The following is a 15,576-nucleotide window of genomic DNA, read 5'->3' as shown; positions in this document are numbered from 1 at the left end:
TTATTTAGATTCTAAACGGCGGTTATCATCATCAGATGCATCGGGCTGGTTTTCTTTGGGAGGACTTTTTACCGGGTTAACGGGCTGCTCTTCCTTCTCATATTTTTTAGCCACATTTTCTTGCGCGGGTTCATCGGCATTGTACCGCTTGTCCTCGTTTTTTACAACGCTTTTGTGCCCGTTATCGGCAGGCCTTTCGGTCGGGGTGTCAGATGGTGACGGTTTATCGTGGTCGTTTGCTGGAGTTGTCATGTAAGGATAACAGGTGAAAGTTAGATTTGTTGACCGCTGATTTAATTGTTTGGTATAATTGCGGCGATTTTTACCTGTAATTCATTGCCATCGGCTTTAGCCGATGGGCCCTTCAAGTAAAGTCCGGGCTTTAGCCAAAAAAATCACGTAAGTTCTGGCTAAAGCCAAGCCCTGATTATTTATGATCCGCCCCATAAATGGGACGGCAATGAAAAAAGAATCAGGGCAATCATATAATCAATAGGATCTGCCTTCCGTTAATTATTGTTAATTATCCACTATAAACTTTTACCTTTAGGGCAGGTTTGTTAATTTCGCAAACTATCTACAACAACGCATGGAAGAATTTGAAGCAAGCGAATCAGCAAAAAAAACCAAAACGATATACATATCTACCGTTTTTGGGATTGCCATGGTTTTATTGATGATAGGGCTGTTGGGCTTAATATTGGTACACGCCAATAACCTTTCGCGCTACGTTAAGGAAAACATTGTGCTGAATATATTTATGGACGATTCTGCCCACGAAACAGATGTGCTGCAACTGCAAAAACAACTGGACGGTAACCCCATGGTAAAGCAAACCGCGTATGTAAGTAAAGAACTTGCCGCGCGCAACCTGCAAAAGGACCTTGGCGAAGACTTTGTAAAATTCCTGGGGTATAACCCGTTATCGCAATCGTTGGATATTTACCTGAAGGCCGATTACGCCAACAACGCCGGTATAGAAAAATTTAAAGCCGAGCTGCTTAAAAACAAACTGGTTAAAGAGGTGAAATACCAGCAATCACTGGTAGACCAGATGAACGCTAACTTAACATCGATCAGCTTAATTATACTGGCGTTCGCGGGGATCTTCATTATCCTGTCGGTAGCGTTGATAAATAATACCATCAGGCTGGCCATTTATTCGCAACGTTTCCTGATCAAATCTATGCAACTGGTGGGTGCTACAAAAGGGTTTATCCGTAAGCCGTTTTTGCTTTACGGTGTTTGGCATGGTTTGCTTGGCGCGTTAATATCTATTGTGATATTGATAGGAACGTTATTTGTAGCCAACAAGCAGATCCCCGATCTGGTTATCCTGCAAAGCCCTGCCGAGTTTGGTATGGTATTTTTAGGCATCGTGATACTGGGCATATTTATATCGGCCTTTAGCACGTTCCTGGCGGTTAACAAATTTTTACGCTTAAAAATATACGACCTGTACAGGTAGTTAATAATATCAATCGGTCAAATCCCGATAGCTATCGGGACACTAATTCAACATTCACTAATTAAAAATATGGCACTGCAACAAACAAAAACAGCTGCAAGCAAAACACAGGCCCCGGTAACGGAAGTTACGCCTGCTCAATTTATATTTACTAAAGACAACTACATGTGGCTCATCATCAGCGTAGCTGTGGTAGCCTTTGGTTTTGTGTTAATGAGCGGTACTACTGATATTTACAGCACCACCAAAATTGTTATAGCGCCAATTGTTGTGCTGGCAGGCTTTGGCCTTGGTTTTTACGCAATCCTAAAAAAGCCAAGCGTTAAGTAATGAATATCATCCACGTAATTGTCCTTGCTATTATAGAGGGTATCACCGAGTTTTTACCTATCTCATCTACCGGGCATATGATCATTGCCTCATCGGTAATGGGTATTCAAAGCGACGATTTTGTTAAGTTGTTTACAGTTGCTATCCAGTTAGGAGCTATCCTTTCGGTAGTGGTGTTGTACTTTAAACGGTTCTTTCAATCGCTCAATTTTTACTATAAGCTTTTTGTAGCATTTATACCTGCTGCTGTCTTTGGGTTGCTGTTCAGTAAAAAGATAGATGCTTTGATGGAAAGCGCTTTAACAGTTGGTATAACCCTATTTATCGGTGGCGTTATTTTGCTTTTTGTAGATAAGTGGTTTAACAAGCCAACTATTACGGAAGAAAAAGAGATCAGCTATTTAACCGCGTTGAAGATCGGTTTCTTCCAGTGTTTATCGATGATACCGGGCACGTCGCGCTCTGCTGCTACCATTGTTGGTGGTATGAGCCAAAAGCTAAGCCGCAAGGCCGCTGCGGAGTTCTCTTTCTTTTTAGCAGTGCCAACGATGTTTGCCGCAACGGCGAAAAAGATGTACGATTTTTACAAAGACGGCCACGTATTTACCGGCGAAGAAATCAAGCTTTTGGCTGTAGGTAACGTCATCGCATTTATAGTAGCCCTGTTGGCTATCAAAACATTCATCACATTTTTAGAGCGCCGCGGCTTCCAGCTTTTTGGCTGGTACCGTATTTTGGTAGGCGGGATAATAATTATCCTATACCTAAGCGGGCATAATTTACAGGTGATATAACCTTTAGGTATTGAGTACTTCTTTCCAATCCATACAAGACTTTGCCGATGGGCAACTCCTCCTCATCAATAAACCCTTAGAATGGACAAGCTTTGATGTAGTGGGCAAACTGCGCAACTCTTTTAAGCCCTTAAAACTTAAGGTAGGCCACGCCGGCACACTTGACCCTTTGGCTACCGGGTTACTTATCATCTGTACCGGTAAAATGACCAAGCAGATAGACACCTTCCAGGCCGAGGAGAAAGAATACACAGGTACCATGGTGCTTGGTGCAACCACCCCAACCTATGACTTGGAGAGCGAACCGGAAGCGAAATTTGAAACCAGCCACCTTACCGACGACCAGATAAAAGCCGCATGCGCACAATTTACGGGGGACATTCAACAATACCCTCCTGCACACTCGGCGATAAAAATTGACGGCGAACGCCTTTACGAAAAGGCCCGGCGCGGCGAAGAGGTGGAACTGCGACTTCGTAACGTCACCATCTCCGAATTTGAAATAACCCGTGTAGAATTACCCGAGGTTGATTTCCGTGTGGTATGCAGCAAGGGCACCTATATCCGCTCGTTGGTGAACGATTTTGGTAAGGCGCTTGATAATGGCGCGTACATGTCGGCATTGAGGCGTACACGTAGCGGGAACTATAAGGTTGAAGATGCGCATGAGATATTGGAGTTGGTAGATACTATCAGGGAGTTGAAAGCGCGTGAACAAGTAAACCCCGCTTTGTAAATTTTACACTTCAACAAGCAAAAAGCTGCTTAGTCCTTTTACCTTTGTGCAGCTACACGATGAAGATCTATAATCATATTGATGAATTTACGCCTGTTAAAAATGCCGTGGTTACCATTGGTACTTTTGATGGTGTGCACATTGGGCACCGTAAAATTATATCGCGCATAAAAGAACTGGCTGCCGTTACCGGTGGCGAAACAGTTATCCTGACGTTTTTCCCGCACCCCAGGATGATATTGCACCCCGAGGACGAAAGCATCAAACTTATCAACACTATCAACGAGAAGGCCGAACTGCTGGAACAATTAGGCGTCGATCATTTAATTATCACCCCATTCTCCAGAGATTTTTCTAACCAAACTGCCGAAGGCTACATCCGTGATGTGCTGGTGAACAAGATAGGTACTAAAACTATCGTGATAGGTTACGACCACCGCTTTGGAAAGGACAGGCAGGGCGGCTTGCAGGACCTGCTTACCCTTGCCCCTCAATACGATTTTGAGGTGGTAGAGATTCCCGAGCAGGATATAAACGATGTTGCCATCAGTTCTACCCGTATCCGTAAGGCCTTGCTGGATAACGATATAAATATTGCTAACGAATGCCTTGGCTATCCGTTTTTCATCACAGGCAAGGTTATCCGTGGCGACCAATTAGGCCGCGAGTTGGGTTACCCAACAGCCAACTTGCTTATCGAAGAAAGCTATAAACTGATCCCTGCCGATGGCATTTTTGCCGTGAAAGTTAAGGTAGCCGGTAAAGAATATACGGGTATGGCATACATAGGTCACCGCCCAACCGTTAACGGGATGACGAGGAATATCGAAGTAAATATTTTCGATTTTAAAGAAGACATCTACAACCAGCGGATCAGGATGGAGTTTTTACACTTTGTGCGCGGCGATGTTAAGTTCGAATCACTGGAGCAATTGGTTGTGCAGTTGGGCAAGGATAAAGAAGATGTACAAGCCCTGTTGATTATCGACGGTCCGCAGTTTAATACATAGCCAATTGTTGGTTCATTGCCGTCCCATTTATGGGGCGGGTTTTAAATGATTATTTCCCGGCTTTAGCCAAATCATACCGGTATTTCTTCGTGCGATATACAATTTCACTAAATCTTCATATTAATTAATGTAATTAGCCTAAATTAGTATCTGTAAACCTATGGCTAAACTAAATATCGACCGGCAGGAAAGTGACTTTTTGAACGATACCATCGCGCATTGGCAAAAAAACAACTTAGTAGACGCCACCCAGGCCGAAAAACTCCGCACCTCTTACGAGGTAAAAGGGTTCGACTGGATGCGTTTGGCTAAGTACAGTATTTGGGTTGCCCTGTTCTGTGGCGCCATAGCCATCGGGTCATTAATTGTAGATGATGCCGTTCTCGTCTGGATAAAAACCTTATACGATACCCCCGATATTGTCATCAGTATTTTATCCGGAGTAGCAGCCGCAGGCTTGTTTTTGATAGGCCGTAAACGCGAAAAACAATACCCCGAAAAAGTTTTCAGTAACGAGGCCACTATATTTTTAGGGGTATTTTTCACCGCCAGCTGCATAGCCTACCTCGGTAAAACGTTTGATAACGGCTCGGGGCATTATTCCATTTTGTTCCTGGTATCAGTGTTTATATATGGCGTTTTGGCCTCCCGAATGCGCTCGAGGCTTATTTGGCTATTCGCGTTGGTATCATTGGGCAGCTGGTTCGGTACAGAAACGGGGTATCAAACTAATTGGGCATTATACTTTTTGGGGATGAACTACCCGCTGCGTTTTGTGTTATTCGGGTTACTGGCGGTAGGCGCATGCCATCTGCTTAAAGGCAAAAAATGGTTTGCTTACTTCTGGGAACTCACCTATGTAGTCGGCATGCTGTACCTGTTTATGTCGCTTTGGTTGCTTAGCATATTTGGCAATTACGGCAGTATGGAAGTTTGGTGGCAGATAAAACAGATCAGTCTTTTCTACTGGGGCATCATCTCGGCTGTAGTAGCGGGGGCATTCCTGCTTTACGGGTTAAGATACAAAGACGAGATAGCCCGCGAGTTTGGCATTACCTTCCTCATCATATTCCTATACACCAAATACTTCGAATACTTTTGGGATGGTACGAACAAAACGCTGTTCTTCTCCATCTTGGCGTTGTCGTTTTGGCTCATCGGCCGCAAGGCAGAAAAGATCTGGAATATCAACACCGCCAAACCGCAGGTAGCCGAAGAATAGCCGCCCAAATCAACAAGGTGTCCCACTTTTTATTACATAACTCAAATTAAAAACGGAACAAATTGATAATCAGTTAATAACAAATTATCAATTTTCCATCTTACCTCGAGTGTTTTTTTAAATAAAATAAAGAATATTCTGTAATTTAATACTTTAAACGATTTTGGGCTGCCATCTCATTCACCAAAAAACGGTACAGCGTGGTACACCATGAGACACCCCCAATAATTGCACATTTTTCCACATTAAATCACCAAAAAACGACCTGCGATAGGTTCGGTTTGATTATTTAAGCATACTTCGAGGCCATTAAAGGTTTTAGCGGTGCTTAAAATAAACCAGGTAGATCTGCTTAAAAATATGGTAAGCGGCAAACGAAAAGAACAAGATCGAGATAGCGATATCCACCGCTTTAGTGCTTAGTTCAAACTTTTTCTGTAAAAATTTAGCGAAGCGGGCATATAGGTACAGCGCTATAAACGCCCCCGCTGCCGATCCGATACTAAAAATAACCAACGCGACGGCGCCATCCTCTATCCATTCATGTGTGATCAGGTACGTGCCTGTCACCATCCAGAAGGGGATCTGCATGGGGTTCAGGAAACCCAGCAATATGCCGTACTTAATGCTGGCGTGGTTACTGTAAGTAGTTTTTGGTGGCTTGTTGCGGTTAAGCCAGGTAATGGTACCCAGCGTGCCAAATAGCACCACCATTACCCAGTCGATAATGGTATCAAGCTTAACTTCTTCAGATAACCATTTTGCCCCCTGCATCACCGCGTAGGTAAAAAAGAACTCTATACAACTAAAGGCTATAATAAACTGCAGCGCCTGTTTCATGCCGCGGTTTATGGTGATCTGCATTAAAGTAAGGTTGATGTTACCGGGTGGTATGTAGCCAATAAAGTTGGCTATTATCCCGATAAAAAAGGTTAGGAATATCATTGCCGTAAAGATAATATTTAAGAGGATAATTGCAGCAGGCAGTCGACGACGCTTTTAGATAAAATTGCGGGTTAATTCTTCGTTAGGAATGGCGGTTTCAAATCACCAGTTCTGTGATTGTTCCTTTCTTTTCTGTCGCAAAAAAGAAACGGAACCAAAGAAAAAACACGCGGCTGTACCGCGTCGCTATTAAAGGGTGTAGTAAGGCAGAGCCTGTGCTACCCGCAACGCGCTGAGGCCGCATTTGGATATCTTACATTCAGTTGGTCAGGCTCAGGTGAACCGCGACAAAACAGCGATCTATTCGATTGGTGGGATTTCTTTTTTTATTTCCCCTGTCAGACAAAATAGCTTTGTCCGAAATTGGGCAGAACGATGGTGGGTAACAAGCGACACCAGAAATCCATTTTCTATCCGTTTCTATAATTTGCATATTTGCACCATAAAGCTGTGTGTTTATGCAAACTGCAAACCACACACTGCAAACTGAAAATTATGTCTGCTCATAAAATAGTTTCGTTATTACCCGCCGCTACCGAGATAGTTTGCGCATTAGGATTAGAAAGCAGCCTGGTGGGCCGCTCGCACGAGTGCGATTACCCGGAGCGTGTAAAAAGCTTGCCTGTATGCTCTGAAGCAAACTTTTCCGATGGCATGAGCAGTGCCGATATTGATGTTAAGGTGAAAGAGATCTTGGCCGATGCATTATCGGTTTATACGGTTAAGCGGGAGGTGATCAAAGAATTGTCGCCGGATGTAGTGATTACGCAGGCGCAGTGCGAGGTTTGCGCGGTATCGTTGCCCGAGGTAGAGGAGGCGCTGGAAAACTATTTAGATAAACAGGCGCGGATAATTTCGCTGCAACCCAACAGCCTGGACGATATTTTTGCAGATATCAAAACCGTAGCCGCTGCCCTAAGCGTGGTAGATGCAGGTGAGCGGTTATTGGATGATCTTACCGAGCGTGTCGACATCATCCGCCATAAGCTGAAGTTTATGGAAAACAAGCCAACCGTTGCCTGTGTGGAATGGCTGGAACCCATGATGATCTCCGGTAACTGGATCCCCGAATTAGTGCAAATTGCGGGGGGCACACCCATATTGGCGCAAGCCGGCAAGCATTCGCCCTATGTAAGTTGGGGTGACATACGTGAAAGCGACCCCGAAATTATCCTGCTGATGCCTTGCGGCTTTTCTATCGAGCGCACCATGCGCGAGATCAATATCCTGTTAGAGCAACCCGGCTTCGCCGACTTGAAAGCGGTGAAAAATAACCGAGTTTACATTGCCGATGGCAACCAGTACTTTAACCGGCCCGGCCCACGGGTGGTAGACTCAGTAGAGATCCTGGCCGAGATCATCCATCCCAAACAATTCGCGTTTGGATACGAGGGTGAAGGTTGGATAAAATTTGTACTTTAAAAAATATTTTAAAAAGTATTTCTACATCTTAAAATCATTATATTTACGGTTATAAACCTAAATATAAACTAATGCGCCGTTTTATAACCCTGTTGTTGTTTGTTGCTCTATGCACTGTGAATGTAATGGCCAATGCGCTAACATTTGATATCAAAGACCTGCACCTAAGCTGGGAAGTTGTAGATAACAATTACAAGAATAAACCCGAGGCGCTTACGTCGTTAGTTATCACCAACAAGGGGAAGCAAACCTTGCCTGCGGGTGGCTGGAAGATCTATTTTAACTCGTCGCGTAATTTTATTGCGGATGCGGTGAGCGGTAACGCCAAAATAGTACAGGCCAATGGCGACTTATACAGCATCACCCCAAACGAAAAATTTAAGGAAGTAAGGCCCGGTGAAAGTATCCGGATAGATTATATCTGCGAGGCCGTGGTGGTAAACTTTACCGATGCCATTGAAGGCCCGTACTTTGTTTGGGATGCCGAGCCAACCAAAGGCTACCTGCCCGGCGAATTTACCGTTAAACCATTTGACCCGACTTACCAGGGATTAATTACACCGGAGATATTGTACAACCAAAACAAGATAGTAAAGGATGTACCCTCATCGCAATTGCAAAAAATCATTCCTACGCCGGTGAGTTATACCGAGAATACGGGCAGCTTTATCATCACTAATGCCGTCGCTATAGTTAGCGACCCACTCTTTGCCAAAGAGAAGGGCAATTTTATCGCCGATATCGAAAATCTTGTGGGCAGTAAATTAAAAGGGACATCAAAAGATAAAAAGATCATCTTTAAAAAGGACGCAAGCTTAGGTGCCGAGGCGTACACGCTTAGCGTTACGCCCAATGACATAACTATCTCGGCATCAACCACGGCAGGTTTATTCTACGGTATTCAGTCGTTCAAAACCGCTATATCTGCCTCCCCATGGATGAAAGCGCAGGCCAGCATTCCTGTGCCTTGTGTGAATGTTAAGGACGAACCGCGTTTCCCATACCGAGCCGTAATGCTGGATGTAGCGCGTAACTTTCAAAGCAAACAACAGGTGCTAAAACTCATTAGCCTGATGGGCGTGTACAAGCTGAACACCCTGCACATGCACCTAACCGATGATGAGGGCTGGAGGATAGAGATCCCATCGTTACCGGAACTGACAGCCGTTGGTTCTAAACGCGGGCATACGTTAGATAGTAAAGGCTTCCTGCCCGCCTCGCATGGTTCAGGCCCCGATTTTACAAATACTTCCGGCACGGGGTTTTATACCAAAGCCGACTACATAGAAATTTTAAAATATGCCACAGAGCGCCACATAATTGTATTGCCAGAGATAGAGACCCCCGGCCACGCACGTGCTTCTATCAAAGCGATGGATGCGAGGTACGACCGCCTGATGGCTGCCGGCGATAAGGCGGGTGCCGAACGCAATTTGCTGCGCGATGTAAATGATAAGTCCGAATACCGCTCGGTACAATACTGGAACGATAATGTGATAGATGTATCGATGCCATCAACCTATAACTACATCGAAACCGTAGTTGGCGACCTGGTGAATATGTACAAAGAGGCTGGTGCCGCATTGCCTGCTATCCACTTTGGTGGCGACGAAGTGCCGCCGCATGTTTGGGAAAAATCGCCGTCGTATTTAGCACTAAAGGCAAGCAACCCCGACATCCAAAACACGGGCGACCTGTGGTATTACTTTTACGGCAGAGTGAACGAGATCCTGAAGAAACGCAACATCCGCCTGGCGGGCTGGGAAGAAATGGCCCTGCGCAAAACCCTGGTAGACGGGCAAAGCACTTATGTGCCTAACCCGCAATTTGCTGGCGAGAAGATGCAGGTTGATGTTTGGAACAACGTACTTGGCGACGGGCAGGAAGACCTGGCCTATAAACTGGCAAACGGTGGTTATAAAACGGTACTTACCTGTGTAACTAATCTGTACTTTGATATGGCCAACTACAAATCATTTGATGAGCCTGGTTATTATTGGGGCGCGTTTTTGGGCATCGATAAATTCTTCTCGTTTATCCCTTACGATTATTTTAAAAATGCCGACGTAGATAAGAATGGCCAGCCCATAAACCGCAACATTTTTATAGGCAAACAACGCCTTACCGATTATGGTAAAACAAACATTATAGGCCTGCAAGGCGCGCTTTGGGCCGAAACGGTGAAATCGCCGGAGCGGATGGATTACATGATCTTCCCTAAGCTAATAGGTTTGGCAGAACGCGCCTGGGCTAAAGACCCGGCATGGGCTACCGAGCGCGATACCACCAAAGCCCGCGAAATGTACAATGCCGATTGGAGCAAATTCCTGAATATTTTAGGCAAACGCGAATTGCCACGCTTAGCATACTACAACGGCGGCTACAATTTCCGCATCCCAAAACCGGGAGTAATTGTAGAGGATGGCAAATACAAAAGCAATATCCAGTTCCCCGGTATGGTTATCCGTTACACCACCAACGGTAAAGAGCCGGATGCCAACAGCCCCCTTTACGAAAACCCTATCCCTGCAAACGGCATCATCAAGTTCCGCGCGTTTGATGCCAAAGGCCGCGGCGGCAACGTAGCCGAAGCGCAGAATAAACAAGCACCGGCGATGTAATTAGTCCATAGAAAAAATATAATAATATTGTTACAAAAGCCGTCCTGTATGGGGTGGCTTTTTTTGTTAGGTTCACAACAATATACAACAACCTCCTATCGTTTAAAAGTCGAATTTCTTGTGAAATTTCAATTGAATAAGTTAATATTCTTAATTGCACCTTATAGCTTCAGTTAAATATTAACCCACGAAAGAAATTTCATTTAATTTTCATTTTTATAAAATATTAATAAATAATTCTCGTTACTTTTATAATTAAACAATCAACAGCTTATGGGTGAAACCTTTACTTCAATTTTTAATGCGGTCACTAACAAAGCGCAGGTGAAACAATCAGAGGTAGTAAATGAAAATCTGGAAGCGGACGATATGATATTTTATCATTCACTCCGTGCTGATTTGGACCTTCTTAAAAAGAAGCCAAAACTGCAGACGATTCACTACATCCTCGATTATTCAAAAAGCCGTCGCTAAGTAGTACTACGCCAACGCACTGGTTCATAGATAATTCCGGCTGGGTATAACACCCATTGGTTTGATTTATGAACCTTTCTATTTTTTACGAACGTTCATTTGTCACTGGTTGATTAGTTTATTGGTGGATAGTTTAATAATTTTGTAATTATTGGCGGCAAGCTTTAGGCAAGTACCAATGAACAATTGAACTAATGAACCAGTGAACCAACCATGCTTAAAGCCGACCGCTACCACCATTTTGTAGAATACTTTTCCAAAAATCAGCCAGAGGCCGAAACCGAACTGCATTATAATAGCCCATACGAGTTGTTAGTAGCCGTGATCCTATCGGCACAATGCACCGATAAGCGCATTAATCAAATCACCCCCGCCCTTTTCAAACGTTTCCCCAATGCCGAAGCACTGGCAGCGTCTGATGCGGACGAGATCTTCACCTATATCCGCAGCGTTAGTTATCCAAACAATAAGGCCAAACACCTTGCAGGTATGGGTAAAATGCTGGTTGGGAAGTTTAATGGGATAGTACCATCCGGCTTAGATGAGTTGCAGCAAATGCCGGGGGTTGGGCGCAAAACCGCCAATGTAATCGCATCGGTGGTATTTGATGCGCCGGCTATAGCGGTAGATACACACGTATTTAGGGTATCAAACCGCATTGGCTTAACCACACGGGCTACCACCCCGCTGGCGGTAGAAAAGCAGCTGGTACAATACCTCCCGCAAAACACCTTGGCCATTGCACATCACTGGCTGATATTGCACGGGCGTTATATATGCGTGGCCCGTACGCCCAAATGCGAAATTTGCCCGCTTACCTGGTTCTGCAAATATTATGAACAGCAAAACACAGAGACCGCCTTGTTAAAAGCCGAAGCTGCAAATATCCGCAAAGCCAAAGAAGCCAAAAAGAGAAAGACCTTAAACGCTATAAGTAAAGAACTTGCCAAACGCAGTGTTGATAAAGATATTTGATTGGTACGGCAGCGATAAGTAAGTTTACGTCAGGCACAAATGGCTCGTAATCCGGAGGTTGTCGAAGGATTTTAAAGCTATTTTAAGTTCAAAATCAATAAATAAAAAATAATTACTAAAAATATTAGTAATTATAAAAAATGTATTATATTTGTTTCACAATAATTTAAGATGAGCAACGCAGATAAATTAAAGGCATTACAGCTAACGTTAGATAAGCTAGAAAAATCATACGGTAAAGGTACCATCATGAAGTTGGGCGACTCCGTTATTGAACCTACAGAAACTATATCAACCGGTTCTTTGGGCCTTGATATCGCTTTAGGTGTAGGTGGTTTACCAAAAGGCAGGGTTATAGAGATCTATGGCCCGGAATCGTCAGGTAAAACAACATTAGCGATACATGCCATAGCCGAATCCCAAAAGAAAGGTGGCATAGCAGCATTTATTGATGCTGAGCACGCTTTTGACCGTTTTTACGCCAAAAAACTGGGTGTAGATGTAGAGAACCTTTTAATATCACAACCGGATAACGGCGAGCAGGCTTTGGAAATCGCCGATAACCTGATCCGCTCAGGTGCTATTGATATATTAGTTATCGACTCTGTTGCGGCATTGGTGCCCAAGGCGGAGATCGAAGGTGAAATGGGCGATTCTAAAATGGGTTTACATGCCCGTTTAATGTCGCAGGCATTGCGTAAACTAACAGGTACCATCAGCAAAACAGGTTGCTGCTGTATTTTCATCAACCAGTTACGCGATAAAATTGGCGTAATGTTCGGTAACCCCGAAACTACTACTGGTGGTAACGCATTGAAATTCTACGCATCGGTACGTTTGGATGTGCGCCGTATCTCTCAAATTAAAGATACCGACGAAGTATCAGGTAACCGCGTTAAGGTGAAGATCGTTAAAAATAAAGTTGCGCCGCCTTTCCGTATTGCCGAGTTCGACATTATGTTTGGTGAGGGTATCTCTAAAGCAGGCGAGATCATCGATTTGGGTGTGGAGTATAATATCATTAAAAAAGCAGGTTCGTGGTTTAGCTATGGCGAAACCCGTTTAGGCCAGGGCCGGGATGCAGTTAAACAATTGATACTGGACAACCCCGAACTGATGGAAGAACTGGAAGCAAAAATCAAAGCAACCGTTACCGGCGAAAGCTTAGCAGAAGTTTAAGATACGCTCTTCACAGAATATATTTAAAGCCTCCCAATGGGAGGCTTTTTTGTTGCTTGTGTTTTTTACGCAGTTTAATATACCACATATGCGGTATATGGCTAACCATTTAATTGGCAGACATTTAAGGACACTTAATCTCCTGCCCGATCATGAAAGCACAATTACAAAAAATACTAAAAAGAACATCTGTAATGATGTTCCTGTTACTTACAATAGTAAGCTCTTGTAAAAAAGAGACAACCATTAAACCCACGCCAATTACCCCGGTAAACGTTACCCCAAAAGCAGAGGGTAAAATTGATGGAAAAGACTTCGCAATCAAAGAGAATGGCATTAAATCGACTCTTTACACAACCAGCGGCGACGGCGTTAAGTCTCTGGAAACATCTGCAACGCTGGATACCGACGGCAATAAACTCACCTTCTTCTTAGATGACCTGAAGAACGGTTCCATCGCCCTAACAAAAAAGGTAGGCACATCATTAAACCCGGGCACTAAAACTATTAAATTAAATGCCGGTACCAGCCAAACGTATGTGCAGTATTATAATAGTGGCAACGCTTATTATGCGTTATCAGGCTCAATCACTGTTACCATAACTGATACCTACATCACCGTTAAATGGGATATCAAATTCAAAACGGCGGATGGCCGTGAATTTAACTCGGCAGGTGATTTTACAATCACTTTTGCATCGGTGATAACCAAACCAAAATCGGAAGTAAAAGACCCAACCCCGGTAGCCGATAAACCTACCATAGAAAACATTGCCCCTGCTAAAGGCCGCGTTGGCGACACCATTTCCATCACCGGTGTAAATTACAGCACTACACCCGCTGATGATATTGTTCAGTTTAACGGCACGAAAGCCGAAGTTATATCTGCAACCGCAACCAAGTTAATGGTTAAAGCGCCCGTTGCAGGCACCACTGGTGCCGTAACCGTAAAAGTAAAAAACAGCGAAGTTGCTAACGGCCCTACATTTACCTACATACAAGCTGCGACACTAGCAAGCTTTAGCCCTACCTCGGGTAAAGTTGGCGATACCATTACGATCACGGGAACAAATTATAGCACAACCCTAACAGATAATGTAGTAAAATTTAGCGGCCCTACAGGCTTACTGGTTGGTGCTAATGTAATAGCAGCTACGGCAACCCAAATAAAAGCTGTGGTACCGCAAAGTGCCACTACTGGCAAACTAAACCTTACGGTGAATAAGGGTGCTGCGTTAACAAGTGCGGGTATATTCACGGTAACTGTCCCACAAAACAACAGCGATTGGACGCCGATAGATTTCGGTAGCCCACTGCAAACAACTGTATTATCCGCATCATCCGGCAACAGCTTCATGTTTAGCGGGGCCGATGGCGCAAATTTTTTATATTACACCGCCGACGGTGCTACTTACACCAATGTCTATCAAAAGCTCCCATTATCGTTTTCGGGCTTAAGTATCCATCTAATAAAAGCTGACGGTGGTACGTATTATGTAACTACCAGTAAAGGCGTTGCAAAAACCACCGACGGTATCAACTGGACAAAACTTGTCCCGGACGCATCATCCCCGGACAGGAGCTTTACCGGCATTTCGGCAAAGAATAACGTTGTGTCGTTATTATCAGGCGGCGAATTGTTTCGATCCCAAAATGCGGGCTCAAGCTGGACTAAAACCAACGCCCCTACCGGTAGCGGGTTAGAATATATCTCAAGCGACTACAACGGCAAATACTTCTATGCGATTAAAACCAGCAACAACACCCACGGCGCCACTGACCCCAAAAAGCTATACCGTTCTACCGATCAGGGCAAAACATGGTTGGCAGCAAGCGCTACAACCGGTTTATACTTCCTGGATTATGGCTCCCAAAATTTTTTCGAAATAACCGGCTCAAGCATCTTCTGCTTATTTAGCCCGGAAACTACCAGGTCGCAAATTACAGATCAGCGCTTATACAAATCAACCAACCAGGGCGAAAGCTGGACTTTAGTATCCAACGAATTTAACTTCCTTGTGAAAACCTTTGGCGACTACGTAGTTTACAGCAATATGAACAGCTTGCACGTATCTAATGATGTTGGCGCTACATTTAAAGATTACGCTATTCCGTCGGGCTATAAAATAGCTGGCGTTGAACGGGCTAATGGAAATATCTATATCATGGTCTACACCGGGCAGTTAGGCTCGTACCGATACAGGATATTTAAAAGGAAACTGTAAGTTTAACAGATAGTACAGGTTACCACTTGTAAGTGTTTTTTATCGAAGCCCCCGCAGCAATGTGGGGGCTTATTGTTTGTATGTCTCGTCCTGAAAAAAGTTGACTAATAAATGGTCAACAAAATGAGTTACAAGGTAGTTAAAGTAAAAGGTGAAGCCTCGCATTTAAAGTATA

General features: G+C 44.1%; 14 protein-coding genes. 12 read left to right on the top strand and 2 right to left on the bottom strand.

Going from position 1 to position 15,576, the window contains the following annotated elements:
• A complete protein-coding gene (locus ACVW0P_RS13785) occupies window positions 1–252 on the bottom strand; it encodes a hypothetical protein (RefSeq protein WP_457132627.1) in 252 nt (83 codons plus the stop codon).
• 337 nt (window positions 253–589) lie between these two features.
• Between ACVW0P_RS13785 and ACVW0P_RS13780 the strand changes: the two genes are divergently transcribed.
• From ACVW0P_RS13780 to ACVW0P_RS13755, 6 genes are all read left to right on the top strand, one after another.
• The gene (locus tag ACVW0P_RS13780; protein WP_457132626.1) at window positions 590–1,468 is read left to right on the top strand and encodes a cell division protein FtsX; all 879 of its coding nucleotides are present in this window, start codon (window positions 590–592) and stop codon (window positions 1,466–1,468) included.
• A gap of 69 nt (window positions 1,469–1,537) precedes the next feature.
• Window positions 1,538–1,798 carry a DUF3098 domain-containing protein gene (locus ACVW0P_RS13775; RefSeq protein ID WP_457132625.1) on the top strand — a complete coding sequence of 87 codons (261 nt, stop codon included), beginning with the start codon at window positions 1,538–1,540 and terminating at the stop codon, window positions 1,796–1,798.
• Window positions 1,798–2,592, top strand: a complete 795-nt coding sequence (locus ACVW0P_RS13770; protein ID WP_457132624.1) for an undecaprenyl-diphosphate phosphatase — start codon at window positions 1,798–1,800, stop codon at window positions 2,590–2,592. The genes ACVW0P_RS13775 and ACVW0P_RS13770 overlap by 1 nt, the downstream gene beginning before the upstream one ends.
• 10 nt (window positions 2,593–2,602) lie before the next feature.
• A complete protein-coding gene (gene truB / locus ACVW0P_RS13765; protein WP_457132623.1) occupies window positions 2,603–3,328 on the top strand; it encodes a tRNA pseudouridine(55) synthase TruB in 726 nt (241 codons plus the stop codon).
• A gap of 59 nt (window positions 3,329–3,387) precedes the next feature.
• Window positions 3,388–4,338 carry a bifunctional riboflavin kinase/FAD synthetase gene (locus ACVW0P_RS13760; protein WP_457132622.1) on the top strand — a complete coding sequence of 317 codons (951 nt, stop codon included), beginning with the start codon at window positions 3,388–3,390 and terminating at the stop codon, window positions 4,336–4,338.
• Window positions 4,339–4,498: 160 nt separating this feature from the next.
• Window positions 4,499–5,560, top strand: coding sequence for a DUF2157 domain-containing protein (locus ACVW0P_RS13755; RefSeq protein WP_457132621.1), 1,062 nt, complete (start codon window positions 4,499–4,501; stop codon window positions 5,558–5,560).
• A 318-nt stretch (window positions 5,561–5,878) separates the two neighbouring features.
• Here ACVW0P_RS13755 and ACVW0P_RS13750 read toward each other — a convergent pair whose 3' ends face one another.
• Window positions 5,879–6,505: a LysE family translocator gene (locus ACVW0P_RS13750; protein ID WP_457132620.1), complete on the bottom strand. Its 627-nt coding sequence runs from the start codon at window positions 6,503–6,505 to the stop codon at window positions 5,879–5,881.
• Between the two features lie 495 nt (window positions 6,506–7,000).
• Between ACVW0P_RS13750 and ACVW0P_RS13745 the strand changes: the two genes are divergently transcribed.
• The 6 genes from ACVW0P_RS13745 to ACVW0P_RS13720 all read left to right on the top strand — a co-directional run bounded on the left by ACVW0P_RS13745 (window position 7,001) and on the right by ACVW0P_RS13720 (window position 15,401).
• Entirely contained in the window at window positions 7,001–7,927 is a 927-nt protein-coding gene (locus tag ACVW0P_RS13745) for a cobalamin-binding protein (protein WP_457132619.1), read from the top strand.
• A 71-nt stretch (window positions 7,928–7,998) separates the two neighbouring features.
• Complete coding sequence (locus ACVW0P_RS13740; protein WP_457132618.1) at window positions 7,999–10,548, top strand: family 20 glycosylhydrolase; 2,550 nt, start codon at window positions 7,999–8,001, stop codon at window positions 10,546–10,548.
• Window positions 10,549–10,821: 273 nt separating this feature from the next.
• Complete coding sequence (locus ACVW0P_RS13735; RefSeq protein ID WP_457132617.1) at window positions 10,822–11,022, top strand: hypothetical protein; 201 nt, start codon at window positions 10,822–10,824, stop codon at window positions 11,020–11,022.
• 213 nt (window positions 11,023–11,235) lie between these two features.
• A complete protein-coding gene (gene nth / locus ACVW0P_RS13730) occupies window positions 11,236–11,997 on the top strand; it encodes an endonuclease III (protein ID WP_457132616.1) in 762 nt (253 codons plus the stop codon).
• A gap of 171 nt (window positions 11,998–12,168) precedes the next feature.
• Entirely contained in the window at window positions 12,169–13,176 is a 1,008-nt protein-coding gene (gene recA, locus ACVW0P_RS13725; RefSeq protein ID WP_354432164.1) for a recombinase RecA, read from the top strand.
• 152 nt (window positions 13,177–13,328) lie between these two features.
• Window positions 13,329–15,401: an IPT/TIG domain-containing protein gene (locus ACVW0P_RS13720; RefSeq protein WP_457132615.1), complete on the top strand. Its 2,073-nt coding sequence runs from the start codon at window positions 13,329–13,331 to the stop codon at window positions 15,399–15,401.
• The last annotated feature ends 175 nt before the right edge of the window (window positions 15,402–15,576 follow it).

The sequence above is a fragment of the Mucilaginibacter sp. UYNi724 genome (genome assembly GCF_054057495.1).
The sequence above is the reverse complement of the archived record's forward strand: the minus strand, read 5'-3'. Positions and strand labels throughout refer to the sequence as shown.